Origin of the sequence: Bacillus sp. MMSF_3328 (assembly GCF_030733525.1) — a bacterium.
Lineage (GTDB): Bacteria > Bacillota > Bacilli > Bacillales > Cytobacillaceae > Bacillus_AB > Bacillus_AB infantis.
In genome coordinates this window covers 1-19,872 of the sequence record NZ_JASHIV010000026.1, presented here as the reverse complement: position 1 = coordinate 19,872, position 19,872 = coordinate 1, and the positions used below count along the sequence as shown (strand labels likewise).

The 19,872-nt window shown below is 47.1% G+C and carries 22 protein-coding genes; 2 read left to right on the top strand and 20 right to left on the bottom strand.

Features of this window, described 5'->3' with window-relative positions; genetic code table 11:
- Nucleotides 1-9: 9 nt before the first annotated feature.
- The 10 genes from purR to metG all read right to left on the bottom strand — a co-directional run bounded on the left by purR (nucleotide 10) and on the right by metG (nucleotide 9,948).
- A complete protein-coding gene (gene purR / locus RBB45_RS23650; RefSeq protein ID WP_035403610.1) occupies nucleotides 10-837 on the bottom strand; it encodes a pur operon repressor in 828 nt (275 codons plus the stop codon).
- Nucleotides 838-895: 58 nt separating this feature from the next.
- Nucleotides 896-1,765, bottom strand: a complete 870-nt coding sequence (ispE, locus tag RBB45_RS23645; RefSeq protein WP_009796175.1) for a 4-(cytidine 5'-diphospho)-2-C-methyl-D-erythritol kinase — start codon at nucleotides 1,763-1,765, stop codon at nucleotides 896-898.
- A gap of 256 nt (nucleotides 1,766-2,021) precedes the next feature.
- Entirely contained in the window at nucleotides 2,022-2,192 is a 171-nt protein-coding gene (locus RBB45_RS23640) for a small, acid-soluble spore protein, alpha/beta type (RefSeq protein WP_009796176.1), read from the bottom strand.
- Nucleotides 2,193-2,350: 158 nt separating this feature from the next.
- A complete protein-coding gene (gene veg, locus RBB45_RS23635; protein ID WP_009796178.1) occupies nucleotides 2,351-2,614 on the bottom strand; it encodes a biofilm formation stimulator Veg in 264 nt (87 codons plus the stop codon).
- A 313-nt stretch (nucleotides 2,615-2,927) separates the two neighbouring features.
- Nucleotides 2,928-3,803, bottom strand: coding sequence for a sporulation peptidase YabG (gene yabG, locus RBB45_RS23630; RefSeq protein WP_022543205.1), 876 nt, complete (start codon nucleotides 3,801-3,803; stop codon nucleotides 2,928-2,930).
- 156 nt (nucleotides 3,804-3,959) lie between these two features.
- A complete protein-coding gene (rsmA, locus tag RBB45_RS23625; RefSeq protein WP_009796182.1) occupies nucleotides 3,960-4,841 on the bottom strand; it encodes a 16S rRNA (adenine(1518)-N(6)/adenine(1519)-N(6))-dimethyltransferase RsmA in 882 nt (293 codons plus the stop codon).
- Nucleotides 4,834-5,394 (bottom strand): ribonuclease M5, encoded by a 561-nt coding sequence (gene rnmV / locus RBB45_RS23620; RefSeq protein ID WP_009796183.1) that lies wholly within the window; start codon nucleotides 5,392-5,394, stop codon nucleotides 4,834-4,836. The genes rsmA and rnmV overlap by 8 nt, the downstream gene beginning before the upstream one ends.
- A gap of 208 nt (nucleotides 5,395-5,602) precedes the next feature.
- Nucleotides 5,603-6,796 carry a G5 and 3D domain-containing protein gene (locus tag RBB45_RS23615; protein WP_022543204.1) on the bottom strand — a complete coding sequence of 398 codons (1,194 nt, stop codon included), beginning with the start codon at nucleotides 6,794-6,796 and terminating at the stop codon, nucleotides 5,603-5,605.
- Nucleotides 6,797-7,064: 268 nt separating this feature from the next.
- A complete protein-coding gene (locus RBB45_RS23610; RefSeq protein WP_009796186.1) occupies nucleotides 7,065-7,835 on the bottom strand; it encodes a TatD family hydrolase in 771 nt (256 codons plus the stop codon).
- Nucleotides 7,836-7,986: 151 nt separating this feature from the next.
- Nucleotides 7,987-9,948 carry a methionine--tRNA ligase gene (gene metG / locus RBB45_RS23605; protein WP_306010454.1) on the bottom strand — a complete coding sequence of 654 codons (1,962 nt, stop codon included), beginning with the start codon at nucleotides 9,946-9,948 and terminating at the stop codon, nucleotides 7,987-7,989.
- A 1,306-nt stretch (nucleotides 9,949-11,254) separates the two neighbouring features.
- Between metG and RBB45_RS23600 the strand changes: the two genes are divergently transcribed.
- On the top strand, nucleotides 11,255-11,539 hold the full coding sequence (locus RBB45_RS23600; RefSeq protein WP_009791698.1) for a transition state genes transcriptional regulator AbrB: 285 nt from the start codon (nucleotides 11,255-11,257) through the stop codon (nucleotides 11,537-11,539).
- A gap of 91 nt (nucleotides 11,540-11,630) precedes the next feature.
- Here RBB45_RS23600 and rsmI read toward each other — a convergent pair whose 3' ends face one another.
- The 10 genes from rsmI to RBB45_RS23550 form a co-directional block, all read right to left on the bottom strand.
- Entirely contained in the window at nucleotides 11,631-12,509 is an 879-nt protein-coding gene (rsmI, locus tag RBB45_RS23595; RefSeq protein ID WP_224952372.1) for a 16S rRNA (cytidine(1402)-2'-O)-methyltransferase, read from the bottom strand.
- Complete coding sequence (locus RBB45_RS23590; protein WP_009791696.1) at nucleotides 12,487-12,774, bottom strand: GIY-YIG nuclease family protein; 288 nt, start codon at nucleotides 12,772-12,774, stop codon at nucleotides 12,487-12,489. Before RBB45_RS23590 ends, rsmI begins: the two co-directional genes overlap by 23 nt.
- A complete protein-coding gene (locus tag RBB45_RS23585) occupies nucleotides 12,764-13,504 on the bottom strand; it encodes a tRNA1(Val) (adenine(37)-N6)-methyltransferase (protein WP_224952373.1) in 741 nt (246 codons plus the stop codon). Before RBB45_RS23585 ends, RBB45_RS23590 begins: the two co-directional genes overlap by 11 nt.
- 58 nt (nucleotides 13,505-13,562) lie before the next feature.
- Nucleotides 13,563-13,931: a DNA replication initiation control protein YabA gene (gene yabA / locus RBB45_RS23580; RefSeq protein WP_009791694.1), complete on the bottom strand. Its 369-nt coding sequence runs from the start codon at nucleotides 13,929-13,931 to the stop codon at nucleotides 13,563-13,565.
- Nucleotides 13,932-13,944: 13 nt separating this feature from the next.
- Entirely contained in the window at nucleotides 13,945-14,772 is an 828-nt protein-coding gene (locus RBB45_RS23575) for a PSP1 domain-containing protein (RefSeq protein ID WP_009791693.1), read from the bottom strand.
- On the bottom strand, nucleotides 14,765-15,772 hold the full coding sequence (gene holB / locus RBB45_RS23570) for a DNA polymerase III subunit delta' (protein WP_009791692.1): 1,008 nt from the start codon (nucleotides 15,770-15,772) through the stop codon (nucleotides 14,765-14,767). The genes RBB45_RS23575 and holB overlap by 8 nt, the downstream gene beginning before the upstream one ends.
- A gap of 13 nt (nucleotides 15,773-15,785) precedes the next feature.
- On the bottom strand, nucleotides 15,786-16,226 hold the full coding sequence (locus RBB45_RS23565; RefSeq protein WP_009791691.1) for a YaaR family protein: 441 nt from the start codon (nucleotides 16,224-16,226) through the stop codon (nucleotides 15,786-15,788).
- A gap of 25 nt (nucleotides 16,227-16,251) precedes the next feature.
- On the bottom strand, nucleotides 16,252-16,581 hold the full coding sequence (locus RBB45_RS23560; RefSeq protein WP_009791690.1) for a cyclic-di-AMP receptor: 330 nt from the start codon (nucleotides 16,579-16,581) through the stop codon (nucleotides 16,252-16,254).
- Nucleotides 16,582-16,756: 175 nt separating this feature from the next.
- Nucleotides 16,757-17,392: a dTMP kinase gene (gene tmk, locus RBB45_RS23555; RefSeq protein ID WP_022543202.1), complete on the bottom strand. Its 636-nt coding sequence runs from the start codon at nucleotides 17,390-17,392 to the stop codon at nucleotides 16,757-16,759.
- Nucleotides 17,385-18,845: an aminotransferase class I/II-fold pyridoxal phosphate-dependent enzyme gene (locus RBB45_RS23550; protein WP_224952374.1), complete on the bottom strand. Its 1,461-nt coding sequence runs from the start codon at nucleotides 18,843-18,845 to the stop codon at nucleotides 17,385-17,387. Before RBB45_RS23550 ends, tmk begins: the two co-directional genes overlap by 8 nt.
- A gap of 228 nt (nucleotides 18,846-19,073) precedes the next feature.
- On the opposite strand from RBB45_RS23550, the gene RBB45_RS23545 reads away from it, so the two are divergent.
- Nucleotides 19,074-19,277: a sigma factor G inhibitor Gin gene (locus tag RBB45_RS23545; RefSeq protein ID WP_022543201.1), complete on the top strand. Its 204-nt coding sequence runs from the start codon at nucleotides 19,074-19,076 to the stop codon at nucleotides 19,275-19,277.
- The last annotated feature ends 595 nt before the right edge of the window (nucleotides 19,278-19,872 follow it).

Below are 19,872 nucleotides of genomic sequence, written 5' to 3'. Positions count from 1 at the left end.
CTCCCACCTTTATCCGTTCTTATGCCTGAAATAGTTTCCCTCTGTCACATTGATTTTCTTCTCTTTGACATCCACATCTGCAAGCTGGACAAGAGACAAATATTCATCAACAAGGCGTTCTTCAGCTTTTTCTGCTTCCACCAGGACCGCAATCCCGGCAACATGTGCCTTGAATTCCTCCAGCATGCTGATCATGCCGTTGACCGTACCGCCTGCTTTCATAAAATCATCGACAATCAGCACCTTCGATCCTTCTTCCAGGCTTCTTTTCGAAAGCACCATCGTCTGGATGCGCTTGGCTGACCCTGAAACATAGTTGATGCTCACTGTCGATCCTTCTGTCACTCTGCTGTCTCTCCTGACGATCACGACCGGCACATTTAAGTATGCCCCGACAGCGTAGGCAAGCGGGATCCCTTTTGTTGCCACGGTCATGACTACATCGATATCAGCATCGGCAAAAGCGGAGGCAAAGACTCTTCCCGCCTTCTGGACAATCGCCGGATCGCCGAGGATATCAGTCATATACAGGTAGCCTCCCGGCAGGAGCCTTTCCGGGCTGGCAATGACCTCACAAAGCCCGCTTATAAAAGGGCGTGCCTCATCATCGCTTACCTTTACAGAGTATTTCACTCCACCGGCTGCACCCGGCACTGTCTGAAGGGTGCCGATCCCCCGCTGTTCGAATGTCTCTTTTATAATGGCCAGGTCTTCGCTGATCGAAGATTTGGCAGAGCCGTAACGGTCGGCAAAAAAAGTGAGGGACACCAGCTGCCGGGGATGCTCCAGCAGATAATTCGTCATATCTATTAAGCGCTCGCTGCGGCGAAACTTCATCATTACGAAACCTCCGGAATCCGAATAATTAACGATAATATACCACTAATATACGGATTTAATCAAGCTTATGCTGATCACCCAGCATTCGTACCGCGAAGACCTGATCACAGAAGCCTTTCAGGCCGTTATAAATCCGGTGCATTCTTGAATCATGGTGAACAAGGCCGAACACCGTAGGCCCCGATCCGCTCATCAGCACAGCATCCGCTCCGAACCTTTTCATCTGATCTTTGATTTGTGCGACTTCAGGATAAAGATTGAGCGTCACATCTTCCAGTACATTCCCGACATTTTCGCATACGCTGCTGTAATCGCCATCCTTGATCGCCTCTACCATGCCCGCGGTATTCGGATGATGGATCCCTTTCAGATCGAGGCGCCTGTATACATCCGCAGTCGATACCCCGATGAATGGCTTCGCGAGGATCACCCAGCATGTCGGCGGTGCCGGCAGATGCTTAATCATTTCTCCCCGCCCCGTCGCCAGCGCAGTACCGCCATAGACACAGAAAGATACATCTGATCCTATTTCCGCTCCGATCTCTGCAAGCTCATCCAGTGAAAGGCCGAGCCCCCACAGCTTATTCAAGCCTCTCAGGGCTGCTGCTGCGTCGCTGCTGCCGCCGGCAAGCCCTGCCGCGACCGGAATGGTCTTTTCTATCGTAATGGCCACTCCCTGTTTTACCTTGAACCGCTCCTTCAGCAGGGATGCCGCCTGGTATGCGAGATTCCGCTGGTCATCGGGCACAAACCGGTTATGGGAAATGATCCTGATTTCGTCTTTTTTCAATTCAGTCAATTCAAGGCGGTCGGCGAGATCGATCGTCGTCATGATCATCTCCACCTCATGGTAGCCATCCGGCCGTTTATATAATACATCCAGCGATAAATTGATCTTAGCCGGCGCCTTTACTAAAAGCTTCAAAATACCCACCTACTTCTGCTCATTTCAACGTCTCAGTTTTTGTCCTATTTTACCACAAAACAGGGCTTGTAAGACGTTCGAATCAGACATTCTTCAACAAATAAGTAATTTTACCATGCGAATGGGAAAGAGAAAAGGCAGAATGAGCTGTCTGGAAGGGCCTTGGAGCCCCTTAGACGCAAAAAACCCGGGGGTTGCCCCCGGGCCCGCAAATGCAGCTGTTTGGTTTCAAGCTTGAAGCAGTGAACATCATTTTTTACTGAAGGAGGCTCTGCTGTGCTTTTTCTACCGCCAGTTTCACCATATTGCCGGCATCCTTCGCCCGGATGCCTCCCCAGCCTTCCTTCTGGACAACATCATAGAAGCCGAGCTCTTTCGCCAGTTCTTCCTTGAATCCTTCTGACATGACGCCTTTTCTCCTGCTCAATGCAACATCCCCTTTTTAAGCATTGCGGTATTTTTATTGTAGGCGGCATCAAGCCTGCCCATGCAAACCTATATTTGACTGTTTCTGCGGGAGCAAATTAAAAAGCAGGGGCGGCAAAAATTGTTTTGCCGCCCCTGCTTTTTAGAAAAGGATATATATCAGCTTAAAGCCATATGTCCTGATGCGTCTTCGTAGAAGGTAATTTGAACCGTTTCTGTTAAAACATCTGCATAACTGTAAGATACGCGTTCGAATGCATTTTCATCCTGATCAAGTTCAATCACAAATACAGAGGGATATGTTTCTGCCAGCACGCCTGAACGTTCAATCGTTTTCCTGCGCCCGCCATTGGCTTTAAGCAAAAGCCTTTTCCCCAAATTTGAATCAAGAGCCTTTTTTATGTCCGTTAATGTTTTTGCCATTCGGTCCACCTCACTATGTAAAGTATATCACACTGACACAGTAGAGTCAAATAAAAACATAAATTATAACAGTCTTTAAAAAAGATTGTCAATATATTTTCGTCTACTTTTTATCCTATTTTTCAACATTTTTATCATTCCCTAAAATAAGCGAATTATGTGCCAAATATGAATAAGACAGGAAAACCTTGCTGCTTATCATTTGGGCAGCCTGAAAACAGAGCTGGCGAAAGCCTGTCCTGCCTGACTTAAGCAAATGCCAGACAGTGCCTGAACAAAAAAATAAGCCCGCTCTTATGCCGGCTTATTCCCCTTATTCCGCTCCTTTATTAAACGGCATGCCCGTCCGGAGCACACCTTTTGTCTCTATCCCGCCAAGCCCCTTTTCGCCTGTCAGCGTATTTCGGAGGACGTCCCATACATTAATCCGCTCCATAAAAGGCGTGAAACTGATTTTAGCCACAATATAGACGGGATCAAGGGCATGGATATTGACACGTGATGGCGAGCTTGCAAAATTGGCCCCTGCGTGGATCAGGGATTCGAAATGCGACTGGCAGGCCCCTGCAAATATGACCAGCTGATCCAGATGGGGAATCTTTCTCCGCGCTTCCCTGACCGTCTGGACAAAATGCTTGGAATGGCGGTAAGCATTGATATCGGTCACCTTGCCTTTGGCCTTTGAGTAGGCATCATGCCCTGTGATGACCAGGATATCCGGCCTGTAATAGTCGATGAGCTGGCCTATTTTACTCGGCATCTCTTTTTCATTGCAGTGAATCCCGGTTACCGGGACACCGATCTTCTCATATAGGGAAAGGCATTTCTTTAAATAGGACGGATCACCGTCCAGATGAAGCACCCTGCCCGGGATCTGAAAATAATTGAACGGCTTGCTGTATGCGCCGGTTGCTTCGTATTCCTGCTTCTGCTTCAGGAGGCTCACATCCTGCCTGAACAGATTATAAGACTGTTCCTCAAGGGACTGATACTGCCTTGACATCTTCATCCGCTCTGACTGGTTGATCACAATCAGATCTTCATAAGGCGCATCCGCTATCAGCCTGATATCCTCTCCATACAGAACCGCGAGCTTCCGGCCTTCTTCTTCACGTATATCGATCACCCGAAACATGATGTCACAGTTATATGAAACCCTTCCTACAATATCCATAAGGTTAATGCTCACTGGCGTCACTCCATTAAGCTCCTGTGCCGAGCTGGTCTAATCGCTTCTGGTTCTTTCATAAACTATGCAAATGCCCCTGCACATGTGCCTTCCGGGTGAATGGGCGGCAGCAGGCAAATAAAAAAAGAAGCCCGGCGATTTCCGGGCTCCTGCTCGTTAATTTTTAAAATGGGGATAAAGTTCATCGCTCAGGCGGCCAAACTCCCCGATTGAAAGGGTCTCCCCGCGTCTGGAAGGCTCAATGCCTGCTGTCTCCAATGCAGCAAGGATGGCCTCTTTTTTCTGCTTTCCTTCATGCAGCTGGCTTGTCAGGTTGTTGAGGATGGTCTTCCTTCTTTGAGCAAAGCTTGCCTTTGTCACCTGGAAAAAGAATGCCTCATCCTTCACCAGCACTGGAGGCTGCTCCCTCCTCGTCAGCCTGATCACGGCCGAGTCGACATTCGGCTGCGGAACAAATACAGTCTTGGGAACGATCATGACCGTTTCTGCTTCTGTATAATACTGGACGGCAATTGAAAGCGATCCATAGTCCTTTGAGCCCGGCTTGGCCGAAATGCGGTCAGCCACTTCCTTCTGGAGCATGCAGACGATCCCGCGGATCGGCAGTTTTTCCTCCAGGAGCTTCATGATGATCGGAGTGGTCACATAATACGGGAGATTGGCAACCACCATCAGATCCTGGCCCGGTGCAAACCTTTCCTCGATTGTGGTTTTAACATCAGCCTTTAGGACATCCTGATGGATCACTTCAGCATTCGGATAAGGTGCGAGCGTTTCCTTCAGGATCGGAAGGAGCCTCTGGTCAATTTCAAAGGCGACCACTTTTTCGCTCCGCTTGGCCAGCTGCTCTGTGAGTGCCCCAATGCCGGGCCCGATCTCAATTGCTCCTGAACCTTCCCGGAGCTCGGCATGGTCGACGATCCGGTTCAGTATATTGGTGTCTATCAGGAAGTTCTGCCCCAGGCTCTTTTTAAAGCTGAAGCCGTATTTTTCAAGTATGGCACGTGTTCTAAGTGGTGTTGCGATATCTTTATGCATGGCGCTCCTCCTGGTCGATCGCTTCAATGGCAGATGCAAAGTCTTCTTTCGGGACCTGGAACATCATCAGTCTCTTATGAAGCTGTTTTCCGTTAGTATACCCAATCTTAAGAAGCCTTCCCAGCTTCTCCCTGCGCTCCCTCGCGCTGCTCCCGCCGATGAGGCCGGCCAGGATCAAATCTTCCTGGGTAATTTCCTCCCGGGCTGTTTCCTGCATAGTCTGGGCCTCCCGGAGTGCTTTCCTGATCGTCTCAGGGGAAGCGTGCTCGACCCCCAGGCCTCTCCCCGACTTCGGCAGTGCATCCGTCTTATCTATGAAAGCATGCTTGCAGCCAGGCACATGGCGGGTGATGCTATCACGGATCTTCTGGCCCGGGAAGTCCGGATCCGTCAGAACGATGACACCCCTCTTGCTTTGAGCATGCTTGATTCTTTCCAGAGTTGCCGCATTGATGGCTGAACCGTTCGTTTCAATCGTGTCAGCATTGACCGCCCTCTTTATAGCCGTCGTATCATCCTTGCCTTCCACTACAATGATTTCTTTAATCTTCATTGGTCCTCCAAAATTAAAATGAAAAATTTGATAAAAACTTGAAACATTTTTGTAATCTGAATCGTCTAATAGTATGAGTAACAATAAAAAACAATCCGTCTGTGTTTTATTATATATTACCGAATCGCCGGGAAAAAATCATTCCGCATTGCCAGACCCCGCTAAACCAACAAAAAAACAGGAGAAATTCTTCCCCTGCATAAATCGTTTAGTCTAATATTTTGATTTTAACCGTCTTTCTTCCCCACCGGTATGCATCCGACTTGGAAGCAAAGAATACATCGATTTTATTGCCCTTAATGGCAGAGCCGGTATCGGCTGCCACTGCATAGCCATATCCTTCGACATAGACTTTCGTGCCTAGCGGGATTACCCGCGGATCAACGGCGATGACTTTTATGCCTGGGTTTGATTTAAGATTGATCCCTGTAGCGGTTATGCCCGAGCATCCGCTGCAGCTTGGAGTATATGCAGTAGAGGAAACATACATCTCCCTGCCGGACTCGCTTGAGCCCGCTCCGCGGGAAACAGCAACCCTCTGCGCCATAACCTTCGTGCCGACAGCAACAATCTTATCCTTTTTCTCTTTTACTTTCTTTTCACTGAGCAATTTTCTGGATGTTTCTTTTCCGTTTTCCAAAACAACTTCATACTGCCTTGATAAAAGGCCTTCCTGCCCGTGGGAGACAACCTGTTCCTTCCCCTTGGCAAGGCTGGCGTCCTTCTTTGTAACCACGGCATAACTGATTGGTTCTTCCACTACATCGGTGACTTTTTCAACTCGAATGACATTGACAATGGCATTTTCCTTGACTGTCTCTTCTAGCTTTGGTTCAACACGGTCCATATTGTTTAGTGTAATTCCCTGCTGCGATAAAAAGTCAGCGACCGTAGTCGAAGTTGACCACATTTGTTGTTTCTTGCCGCCCTCAATGAGCGTCAACGCAAAAGCTTTTTCCACTTCTATCTTTAAATCGTCCTTAATTCCCTCATCCGGCTTCGGATTGACTTTATCATGCTCTGAAAGTGCAATATTCTGCTCCTTTAAAAGCCCGCCAACCGTATCCGCCGTTGTCCAAATCGTTTTCTTCCCGCTGCTGTCTGTCAGTTGAACCTGTTTTGCCGGCTCCCATACTACCTCTAAGCCGTCCTTTACCTTTGTGCTTCCCGAGGGAAACAGATAGTCTTCTGAGCGAAGGGATATTTCCAGATCATCGAATATATCTTGAACTGTATCTGCATGTGTTTTGATGACTTTGTCCTGGCCATTCATGGAAACTGCTACTGTTTTTTTCGTGGTTTCAAAAATCATGAACCCGGCAGCTGCCGAAAAAACTATTAAACTAGCAACCATGACGGTCAGTTTTTTCTTACTCAAAGACTTGGAAAACAGGTTTTTCATGTTCTCAATCGCGATGAAAAACGCCTCCTTTTCTCTTCGGAGTGATTATATAGAGTATCTTGCCGGCTGTCAACTCAAACACTTTTCTCTCATTTTGCTGCTTTCCTGGGCGGGAGGGGGAAAACGTATTTCCTATTATGCAAAAAAAACAAGAGAAAGGAAAGAGAGACTTATCGACACGGTTATCCTATGACGAAAAGGAGGCGTGTAGAACTTTTAAGAATTGGACTTAATAGGGACAAGCTCCCCCATGAATCGACAAAAACGCTTAGCGGTTGATGCCGAATAATCTTTTTGCATTTTCCGTTGTCGCTTCTGCCACTTCTTTGAATGCCAGCCCTTTCAGTTCGGCAATCTGCTCAGCCACCAGCTTAACATAGGCAGGCTCATTCCTTTTTCCCCGGTAGGGATGCGGAGCAAGATAAGGGCAGTCGGTTTCAATCAATAGCTTTTCAAGAGGAACTGCCTCTGCGACTTCCTTCGGTTTTTTCGCATTTTTGAAGGTTACCGGGCCACCGAGAGAAATATAGAAATTCATATCAAGGCATTCCTTAGCCACTTCGACACTCCCGCTGTAGCAATGCATGATGCCGCCGACCTCTCCCGCTCCCTCTTCCCTCAGGATTTCCACAACATCAGCCGTTGCGTCCCGATTATGGATGACGATCGGCAGCTTAACTTTCTTCGCCAGCCTGATCTGCCTTCTGAATACATCCTTCTGGACATCCTTCGGCGATTTATCCCAATGATAGTCAAGCCCCATCTCCCCGATTGCCACTACTTTTGGATGGGCAGCCAGCTCCTCGATCCAGGCCAGGTCCTCATCAGTCATATCAATAGCATCGACAGGATGCCAGCCGACACATGCAAAAATAAAATCATAGGCTTCTGCCAGCTCCATGGCTTTGGTGATTGTCGGGCGGTCAAAGCCGACAACCACCATATGGGAGACACCTTCTGCCTGCGCCCTCCCGATCACTTCTTCCAGATCTTCCTCAAACTGTTCGGCATTCAAATGTACATGCGTGTCGAATAACATAGAAAAACTCCTTACTAGAGAAAATATTATATTTACATCTCTATTATTTCATTTATGTTACAAAATATCTTTCCTGTCCTTAAATGAAAGAAAACATAGGGCTGTCCGACGCTTATGAAACGCAAAACATCCCTATGTCCATTCTACTGGCTTATTTTACACGCGCTCCGTTTGGCAGTGACTCGGCAATAGTCGCAAGTGACAGCGCTCCGTCCTCGCTTCCGGCCAGGATCATACCTTCTGAAAGCTCGCCCCGCAGCTTAACCGGCTTAAGGTTGGTCACACAGATAACCTTGCGGCCGACAAGCTCTTCCGGCTTATAGAATTTTGCAATCCCGGAAACTACCTGCCTCTTTTCATACCCAAGATCAAGCTGAAGCTTTAGAAGCTTATCCGCTTTCTTGACCGGCTGAGCCGAAATGACTTCAGCTACCCGCAGGTCCAGCTTCATAAAATCATCAATTGTGATTTCCTCGCTGTCCGGCTTCTCAGGCACCTTCTTCTCTTCTGCTGCAGGAGCTGGTGCGCTTCCCTGCATTTTTTCTTTAATGTATTCCACTTCTTCTTTCATATCAAGCCTTGGGAAGATCGGGTCTCCTTTGACTACCTTCGTATTCTCCGGAATCAGGCCGAACGTCTCGAGGCTTTCCCATGATGTCAGCTCTTCTGTATTCACATTCAGCTGATTGAAGATTCCATCCGGCGTGCGTGTCAGGAAAGGCTTCAGCAATACGCCGGTCCTTCTCAGAGACTCAGCCAGGTGGAACATCACATTGCCCAGCTCTTCCTTGCGTGCTTCGTCCTTCGCAAGCACCCATGGCTGTGTTTCATCGATGTACTTGTTCGTCCTGCTCACAAGCTGCCACACAGATGAAAGGGCTACAGAGAATTCCATCTTTTCCATCGCTTCTTCATACTTGGCGACTGTTTCTTTGTTCATATCAAGCAGCTGCTTGTCAAACTCGCCTTCAGATCCTTGATAGGCAGGTATCGTTCCGTCAAAATACTTCTCGATCATTGCCACCGTACGGTTAAGCAGATTGCCCAGGTCATTTGCCAGGTCGAAATTGACCCTCTCAACAAATCCTTCCGGTGTAAAAACACCATCAGCGCCGAACGGCACTTCGCGAAGGAGGTAATAGCGGAGGGAATCCAGTCCGTAGCGGTCAATCAATGTAACAGGATCAACGACATTCCCTTTGGATTTGGACATTTTCCCATCCTTCATCAAAAGCCAGCCATGGGCAAATACCTTCTTTGGCAGCGGCAGATCCAGCGCCATCAGCATGATTGGCCAGTAGATCGTATGGAAACGGACAATTTCCTTGCCGACCAGATGGACATCCGCAGGCCAATAGTTCAGATATTTGGAGTCGTCTTCTGTTCCGTAGCCAAGGGCCGTAATATAGTTGGAAAGCGCATCGATCCATACATATACCACATGCTTTGGATTGTCCGGCACTTTTACGCCCCAGTCAAAGGTTGTCCTTGAAACAGCCAGGTCCTCAAGTCCAGGCTTGATGAAATTGTTGATCATTTCATTCTTGCGTGATTCTGGCTGGATGAAATGCGGATTTTCTTCATAATACTTAAGCAGCCTGTCTGCGTATTTGCTCACCTTGAAGAAATAGGATTCTTCCTTCACTTTATTGACAGGGCGTCCGCAGTCAGGGCAGTTGCCGTCAACCAGCTGGCGTTCTGTGAAGTATGATTCACAAGGCGTACAATACCAGCCTTCATATTCTCCCAAATAAATATCGCCCTGCTCAAGCAGGCGGGCGAAAATCTTTTCAACCACCTGTTTGTGGCGATCCTGGGTCGTGCGGATGAAATCATCATAGGAGATGTCCAGCTTGCTCCACAGGTCCTTGATGCCATCGACGATCTCATCAACATACTCCTGCGGCGTTACGCCTTTTTCTTCAGCTTTCTGCTGAATTTTCTGTCCATGTTCATCCGTACCGGTCAAATACATTACATCATAGCCGCGCAGGCGCTTATAGCGGGCCATCGCATCTCCGGCCACTGTTGTGTAGGCATGGCCGATATGCAGATTTCCGCTCGGATAATAGATCGGGGTTGTAAGATAAAAGGTCTTCAATTTTCCTTCCATTGGTTTCCCTCCTGTTAATGTTCAGCAAAGTAAGAGCAAGCAAAAGAAACAAGCTCGTCCATCTATTTGACATGGCATCTCAGGCCCTGAATGCAAAAAATCCCGCCCTTTCCAGGACGAGAGCGAAAATCAGCCTAGCATGCCCGCAATCAAGCAAATTCACTATGTTTTCTATACTCGTCAGCATAGCCTCTTATACCCTCAAAATATACCTAAAAATATCAAATAGTGCAACTAAGAAAGGCGGAGGGCGCTTGCTCAGCCCCGACAAGCTTAAGACGAGCAGAGCGGAAGGTTGTTCTTTAACCTTCTGATCTGATTGGCTTAAGACTCGAGGGGCTAGCGCCCGGAGCTGGACAAATAGAAAGGCGGAAGCGGCTTGCCCAGAGCCGACAAGCATAAGACGCGGCAGAATAAAAGGCGTTCTTTGTCTTTAATTCTGCCGTGGCTTATGACTCGAGGCTCTAGCCGCTGGAGCTGGACATAAGAAAGGCGGAGGCGACTTGCAATTTAAGGAACGGAGGCTAAATACGCCACGTCCTGTGGCAACGCCTGCATGACCCACATCCTGTGAGCCCAGCATAAGACGCTTTGGAATTGAAGGCGTTCTTTGCCTTCGGTTCCAAAGTGGCTTATGACTCGAGCACCTAGGAGCCGGAGCTGGACAAGAAGAAAGGCGGAGGGCGCTTGCTCAGCCCCGACAAGCTTAACACGAGCAGAGCGGAAGGTTGTTCTTTAACCTTCTGATCTGATTGGCTTAGGACTCGAGGGGCTAGCGCCCGGAGCTGGACATGAAGAAAGGCGGAGGGCGCTTGCTCAGCCCCGACAAGCTTAAGACGGGCAGAGCGGAAGGTTGTTCTTTAACCTCCTGATCTGATTGGCTTAAGACTCGAGGGGCTAGCGCCGGGAGCTGGACATGAAGAAAAGCGGAGGCGGCTTGCCCAGGTCTGAAGCTCCCCCTTCCATCCCCAAAAATCCGGAACCAAGCACGAAGTATATATTATGAAGCGTTTCGACATTATTGTAGAATTTTGTCGAATGATGTTATCATAGTATAAATTTATACTCTTAATTCAAAATAATCTTCAGAACAGCTCTATGCCAAAAATGTGTCTCTCCAGCCACAAAACCCTGATATAGCAACTTTCTTCATCGCCTAAAAATTTCTAAAAAAATTTGATTTAAAAGTAATTGACGGATTTGGGAATGGCTGGTATTATGTAATCTATAAGAATTTTGTCGAATAATGACGAATCTATAGATAGAGAAAAAGAAAATAGTGGAGATATGAGAGGAGATTTTTAATATGAAATCTACAGGTATTGTTCGTAAAGTTGATGAGCTGGGACGCGTAGTTATTCCGATTGAGTTAAGACGTACACTTGGCATCGCCGAAAAGGACGCTCTTGAAATCTATGTTGATGATGAGCGCATCATTTTGAAAAAATATAAGCCAAACATGACTTGCCAGGTTACCGGCGAAGTCTCTGATGATAACATCACACTTGCAGGCGGCAAGCTGATCCTGAGCCGTGACGGTGCAGAGCAGCTGCTGAAAGAAATCCAAAGCACATTTGAAACTGCAAAATAATAAAAGTATAGTCACTTGCGCTCTGTGTAAGTGTAATACTTTTTGATACTATATGAAAAGAAAAAAGCTTCCATATACCGGAAGCTTTTTTCTATTGCTCAATATGATAGGCGCTGTAAACTTCTCTTTTATTCAGGCTCCTATCCTTCGCTGTCTGCTTAATGGCATCCTTGGAGGTCATTTCCTTCACAGATATATAGTGCTTCACATGCTCTTCAATGGAAAGCTGCTCCCACCACATATCTTCTTCCGCTGATTCTCCCTCCGGGTTCCCCTCCAGGATAATACAGAATTCTCCTCTGACTTCATCAGATTCTGCCCATTCCGCCAGCTCTGAAAGGCTGCCCCGGATGAATTCTTCATATCTCTTTGTAAGCTCCCGGCATAGAACGGCCTGGCGTTCGCCCAACTGCCCGCTCATCAGCTGCAGTGTTTCCTTCAGGCGATGCGGGGATTCATACAGGATAATGGTTGCATCCATTTTAGCGAGCTTTTCCAACTCCTGCTTTTTTTCTTTTTTCTGTCTGTTCAGGAAACCATAGAAATAAAAAGGCTGCGAGGCAATGCCTGAAGCAATGAGAGCCGTCAGTGCAGCATTTGCCCCTGGAAGCGGAACAACAGTCAGCTGGTGTTCAAGCGCCTTTACGACCAGGTCATAGCCCGGATCCGAGATAGTCGGCATCCCGGCATCACTCACCACGGCAACCGCTGATCCCTCTTCAAGCATCTGAATGATCTTATCACCGCTATGGCCTTTATTATGCTCGTGATAGCTGATGACAGGCGTTTCTATTTCAAAATAATTGCAAAGCTTCTTTGTATTACGTGTATCCTCAGCTGCAATATAATCAGCCTCTTTCAGCATCCGCACGGCCCGGAAGCTCATATCCTCCAGGTTTCCAATCGGCGTCGGCACCAAATAAAGCGTACCCTTCTTATAATCATTGCTAAAGCTCTTTTGCTGCCACATCCAAATCACCTGTTTCCTTCATTAGAAAGTCTTCTTTCTTTTTTCTGCTTAACTGCTTGAATTGATATTCTGCCCTCATCGCTTCAGTTTTTCCTGAAAAGACCTGATGGTAGACTAGCACAACCGGTCCCCGCCCCCTTGTATATTTAGCCGCCTTCCCTTCATTATGAAGCCTGACCCGCCTGTCGAGATCATTGGTGTAGCCGGCATAGAGGCTGCCATCCCTGCATTTTAAAACATAGAAGTAATGTGCATCATTTTCCATATAACATCTCACTGATTTCCGATGTATATTCATGATCTTTATTATAGATATAAAGCGGCGGCAGCACCTTCAAATCCGGGCTCCCCTGCTTGACCCCTTCAACAAGGAGCATATTGGCTTCTTTGCCCTGTTTCGGATAAACAAACTGGAGACGCTTCGGCTCAAGCTTATACTGCCTCATCAGAGTGACCATATCAAGGAGCCTTCCTGGCCTGTGGACAAAAGCCGCCTTTCCTCCCTGCTTCAGCAGCTGGCTTGAGACGCGCACCACATCCTCAAGTGTGCACAGAATCTCATGCCTGGCAATGGCAAGATGTTCATTGGCATTGATCTGATCTTTGGCTGGGGTAAGGAAATAAGGCGGATTGCATGTTACAATATCATACTTCCCGTGCCCAAGCAGGGCCGGCATCTCCTTGATATCCCCATGAATCATTTTAATCCTGTCTTCAAGCCCATTGTACTCTATGCTTCTCACAGCCATATCATGGAGCCTCTCCTGGATTTCCACACCGGTGATCGACCCTTTTGTCCGGCTGCTCAAAAACAGCGGGATTACACCATTCCCGCTGCACAGATCAATCAGGTTCCCTTTCTGGATCGGCACATAAGAAAACCTCGCCAGCAGGACTGCATCCAGGGAAAAAGAAAACACAGACGGGCTCTGGATGATGCGCAGCTTTTCAGCAAGCAGATAATCCAGCCGCTCATCCCCTTTTAAATTCAGCATACAATTTCCTCCGATAAACATTGTAAAAAGAGCCTTCCCGGCAAAAGGAAGGCTTACATTATTTCTTATTAAGGAAGGAAAGGCAGAAAAGGCAATCCCCTTCTTTGCGCGGGCTCCCAAAATGCAGATTGCAAATATGGAAACCTTCCTGGTAAAGCCTTGCAAGATTGTCATAGCCTTCACCAATATCGATGACTTTATCATCCTGCTGAGGCTTGCTTTTCCCTTTCTTGTCTTTCTTCCTGTTGGACTGTTGCTCTGCCGTTGTTTCCAGCCGGCGCCTTAAATGGTCATTCTCCAGCTTCAGGGAATTATTCTCCTCAAGTATCTCTGCCAGATGCTGTTTAAGCTCGCCAAGCTGTGTATACAGTTGTCCGATTTGGGTTTCCATATTGATCACGGAGTCAAAAATTTCTTTTTTATCCACGCGTTCCACCTCATTAATCTGTGGATTGTACCGAAACAGCACCTTCTGTCAGCACTTCGTCCAGCGTATATTCAAGGACACGCTCCTGGTCTCTCACTTCCACTTGCAGAACGCGTTCTAAAATATTGAGCCCAACCACTTTGCCGCGGCCCTGTGGAGTATTGATGACCGCTCCTATATCCGGCAGCTGCTCTTTCGCAGACTCATACTCATCATTCTCGTACTTCAGGCAGCACATGAGACGTCCGCACAGTCCGGATATTTTCGTTGGGTTAAGGGAAAGGTTCTGGTCCTTTGCCATCTTGATCGACACCGGATCAAAATCCCCCAGGAAGGTAGAACAGCAAAGCATCCTACCGCATGGTCCTATGCCACCGAGCATCTTAGCTTCGTCCCGAACACCAATTTGGCGCAATTCGATCCTTGTCCGAAAGATCGCTGCCAAGTCCTTTACAAGCTCCCGGAAATCTACTCTTCCGTCGGCTGTAAAGTAAAAAATCACTTTATTTCGATCAAATGTATATTCAACATCAACAAGCTTCATATCAAGCTGATGAGTGCTGACTTTTTCACAGCACACCTCATAGGCTTCATGTGCAGCTTCCTTGTTTTCCTCAACAATCATCCGATCCTTTTGATCTGCAATTCTCAGAACTTTTTTCAATGGAAGGACAACATCGTTCTCATCCACTTGCTTCCGGGCAATTACTACTTTTCCGTACTCTACGCCCCGGACTGTTTCCACGATTACAAAGTCGTCCTTTTGAATTGAGAGATCTCCGGGATCGAAGTAATAAATCTTCCCGGCTTTCTTAAACCGTACTCCCACTACATCATACAAATGAAGATCCCTCCTGCAATTTTAACACAAGCTGTTCCATCAACAGCTGCGGATTCATATTTGCGTGCAGCTTTCTTTTTGCCTCCAAAATGGCTGTCATCTGCTCGGTCAGACGACGTCCGGACGTTTGTAATGCATATTGCTCTAAACGGTTCATCTCGTTTAGATAAACAGCCTGTCCCTTTTTCCCAAGCTGTATATATAGTAAATCCTTAAAGATAAGTATCAGCAAATCCAAACCGCGATCAAACTGCTCTTTCTCTTTAAAGTGCAAAAACCATTCTTCCTGCAGTGCAACCATCGCCTCTAAAGGATTCTTTTTCAGCACTTCATATAATTTTAACACTATTTTTTGTGCTTGTGCAAACCAATCATCACTGGAGAGAGCGATTGCTTCATCCAAATTATTGGTTAATTGGGCCAATAATGGCGCCATTTGCGGGCTTACACCGTTTTCCGCAAGCTGCATTTCCATATTTTGGGGCGTTAGCGGAATGAATGAAATGGTCTGGCAGCGGGACAAAATGGTCGGCAGCATCCTTTGTCCCTGTTCGGTCATCAGGATGGCGACAGAGTCAGAGTTCGGCTCCTCCAGAAACTTGAGAAGGCTGTTCGCCGCATTTACCGTCATTTTATCGGCATGGTTGATCATATAAAGCTTGCGCTTCGACTCCACTCCTGTTTTCGAGAACTCCTCCTGAAGCGCCTGTATCTGATGCTTTTTAATTGAAAGCCCATCAGGCTCCAGCAGATGTATGTCCGGATGGTTGCCGCTGTTGATCCTCCTGCAGTTCGTGCAGTCTTCACATGGGATATAGCCGCCCTCCGGCCTTTCGCAGAACAGGCTTTTTGCCAAAAGAAGCCCGGCATCCTTCTTGCCGGTCCCCCTCATCCCTTCAAATAAATAGGCGTGGGCAAGCCGGTCCTTCTGTATGCTGTTTTTGAATAATTTCAATACGGCAGGCTGAAGCCTCTCCAGCTGCTCCCACGTTTTTGCCAAACTGATCACTCACCTACATATATATATTAATGAGCAGTCCTTTGATTTCCCCGATTTTCCCGAGAATACCGATGGACTGCTTTTCCTTCTTCATGACTTCCTCCGTCAGATCGGCCAGCTTCTGATCAATGGTCTCCACAATCTTTAAAGACCGGCCCTGTCCATACTGGTTCCAGCTGTGGGACTGGTTCAGCTCCATCCCATAATCCACTGTTTCCTTCACAAAACGTTTGACAAGTGTTTTAAACTTGGCAAGATCCTTGAAATTGCGCGATCTCCCCAGGCGTTCCCCGGCAGAGTCGATATCCTTCAAAAGCCCCTGAAGCTGGGCCATCTGCATTTTTTGGTCCTGCTTCTGGACAAGCTGCTGGAACTTTGCCCCATCGCCTGGCTGAAGCTTTTGATCCTGCTTAACCTTATCAAGGTTAAGGCGCAAATCCTGATTTATTTTCAAAGCGATCGTCTCCTGTTATCCCTTATTAAAACTGATGGAAGCTTTCAACCGGCAGAACAAATACTGTCGCTCCGCCCACTTCGACCTCAACCGGATACGGCACATAAGAATCGGCATTCCCGCCCATCGGCGATACTGGCGCCACCAGCTGGTCGCGCGCACTGCAGCTGTCCTTTATGACCTGCAGGGCCTTGTCCACCCGGATATCATCTGTACCAATCATAAAGGTCGTGTTGCCCGCTTTTAAAAAACCGCCGGTGCTCGCCATCTTTGTTGCCCTGAAATTATGCTCCACTAACGCACTCATCAGCTTATTGCTGTCCTGATCCTGAATAACGGCTAATATTAGCTTCATCTATTGTCACGTCCTTTAAAAAGTGTTTTTCCGCGTGTATCTATCTATATTATAGCAAGAATTCTGTCTATAAACAGCGTCTATTCAGGAGCAATGAAATAAATCCGTTCTCTAAAGAACAAAAAAATTTTCCTGAAAAGGAGAAAAGGCCCCATGAGGCCCTTTCGTTCAGAATCTATTTATCTGCAAACAGCGATTTCAGCCTGGCAGATGCGAGCTGGTAAACCTCTTCCACAGGAAGAGAAGCATCTATGCGGCTAATCCTATCCGGGAATTTTGCAAGCAGGATCTCATAGCCTTCCCGTACCTTCGTATGAAATTCCAGGCTCTCCAAATCCAGCCGGTTCACTTCCCGGCCTTGATTCCGGCCGATCCTCTGGAGGCCGGAAGCCGGATCGATATCAAAATATAAGGTCAGCTCAGGCATCATGCCTTCAATGGCGAAATGATTGATCGAATAGACCTCATCAATCCCAAGCCCCCGGGCATATCCCTGATAGGCAAGCGAGCTGTCAATAAAACGGTCGCACAGGACGATATAGCCTTCATCAAGAGCAGGCTGCACCTTCTCTGCCAAGTGCTGCCTTCTCGCTGCTGCATAAAGAAGCGCCTCTGTCCGAGGATCCATTGCCGTATTCTTTGTATCCAGGATAACAGCCCTGATCTGCTCAGCGATTTCAATGCCGCCCGGCTCCCTCGTCTGCATCACTTTATATCCTTCATCAGCGAGCCCGCTCGCCAGCATATTGATAATAGTCGTCTTGCCGGCTCCCTCAGGACCTTCCGCTGTTATAAATAAACCTTTATCCATCATGTTCCTCCTGCTTACATTCTGCTTGTAAAGCATATATGCTGATTTGATTTTTATCTAAATGGCTGCCGCCCTGGAACCTTGCACCGCCTGCCTGTAAAAGCCGGATGCTCTTCACATCCTCTTCTGATATCACTTCACCGGGAAAAAGGAGCGGAATACCTGGAGGATACGGAATGATCAGCTCTGCGCATATCTTTCCTGCCGCCTCCTCCATGGATACTGCTTTTCTGCTCATCCCCATCAGGTCCTGGGCATTCACGGCAAGGGTCGAAACAGATGGCTTTTGAAAATAATTCACTTTTGCAGTCTGGCCCTTCCTTTTTCCGGACATGGCCTTCTCCGTTTTAAAAATAATCTCTTTAAAAGGAAAATCCATATCCTTCTTTAAGAGCGGGAGGACAAACACGACATTATAGGGATCCGCCATTTCAGGATAAATCCCCTCATCCTCCAGCAGGCTCTGCAGCTCAAAGCCGGACAACCCTTCAGGCTGGATCACAACTTTCAGCGGGTCTCCTGCACCTTCTTCATATTCCAGCACCAGCAGGCCGCTTATGCCGGCCAGCCCGCGCCTGAATGATTCTATACGCTCAAGGAGGATTTTATCATCCTCTTCTGTAAATGTTTCTAAATAATGCCTGGCACCATCCAATGATGCCATGATCGGATAAGAAGGGCTGCTGGACTGCAGCATCTGCAAATATTCCCTTGCTCCCTCATAACCGATGAGCCGGCTATTATAATGGAGATAAGCACCCATCGTCATGGCAGGGAGCGTCTTATGGGCTGACTGCACCACGAAATCAGCCCCCAGCTCCACTGCTGACTTCAGCCGGGACATTTTAATCAGATGAGCCCCATGCGCCTCATCCACCAATACAGGTATCCCATGCTGATGGGCTTTATGGATGATTGCCTGCAAATCAAATACCATGCCATAATAGTTCGGATAAGTCAGGATGATTGCTTTGGCATCAGGGTGAAGGCTGATAGCTTTTTCCACCGTCCCTGGAGCAATGCCGCCGGCCACCCCCCAGTCACCATTATACTCCGGCCCCAGGAAAACAGGAGATGCCTTGGCAAGACGTATCCCATTCAAAACGGACTTATGGCAATTCCGCTGCACAAGGACCGTCTCGCCTTCCTTCACAGTCCCAAGGATCATGGCAAGGTTTCCAACAGTCGACCCATTTATTAAAAAAGAGCTCTCTTTAGCTCCATACAGCTTGCTTGCTAAAAGTTCTGCTTCTTTGATGGCACCTGAAGCAGCATGGAGATCATCCAGACCGGACAATTCCGTCACATCCAGCTTCAGTGCCTCTGCGTAGGCCTCTTGGCTGCCTTTATATAAAAGGCCATTCTTATGTCCCGGGACATGCAGGGAAATGCTGTCCTTACCTATATGATCCAGCAGCCTGCCGTAAAGGGGAATATTATTATAGTCATTCATTGTTATCACCAGATTGTTAGATTCTTCACCTATTTTATCAGACCACATCTTAAAAAGATAATGCGTCCCCTAAATAAAAATAAGCTGTTGCCAAAAGAATTGCCTATAGACATACACCCAGAAGCGAAGCAGAACATACAATAGAAAACATGTAAATACCCTCGAGACTTTTCAAAAAATTGTATTATTTTTTGCACAATGGACAGAATAAGAGGTGGAGGTGGAGATATGGATTCTTTATTGGCAAACAATCAGATGAAGAAAACCTGTGTCATTTGCGAAGAGGATAAAACAAGGGGCATACATTTATATACTTCTTTCATCTGCACAGATTGTGAATCTGATCTGATTAACACCGACACGGACAATCCAAAATATAAATATTATCTAAAGAAACTGCGGAAAGTAAATACACCGGAAATATTCTCGTAGAAGCTGATGCTTCTTTTTTTTGTGGTTTTTTGAACGAAAGCAGCCATTTTGACATTGTGTCCATGGCGGCCGCAGCAGGCAATCACATTTGAAGGCAGAGTGTGGGGTTGGACAGCAGGGTTATATTTGTTAGTCTAGTTGGGGTGTTGGTGGATTGTCTTGGGAATTGATTATTCATGGTTAAAGTTGCTGTATTCAACGATATGTTAAGCAAGGACGCAGAGCAATTCGCCCGTCCGGCATGCATTTAAGAAAGCAGCTGCCGGCTTATAGTTAGATTTAAGGCAAATGGTAAATTAATTGGGGATTTCGGTAAATTAATTGGCCATTTGATTAAATAAATTGCTGAGTCGGTAGATTATCGAGCCAAATGATTAAATTCACAGTTTAAGCAGCTGCTCACCTGGTTATTCTGATCAAATACTCAGCTCTAATGCCCATCAATAATGCTTTTTCCAGCAATATTTATGAAAACAGCTGCCGGCTATAGTTGGATTTAAGGCCAAATGGTAAATTAGTTGGGGATTTCGGTAAATTAATTGGCCATTTGATTAAATAAATTGCTGAGTCGGTAGATTATCGAGCCAAATGATTA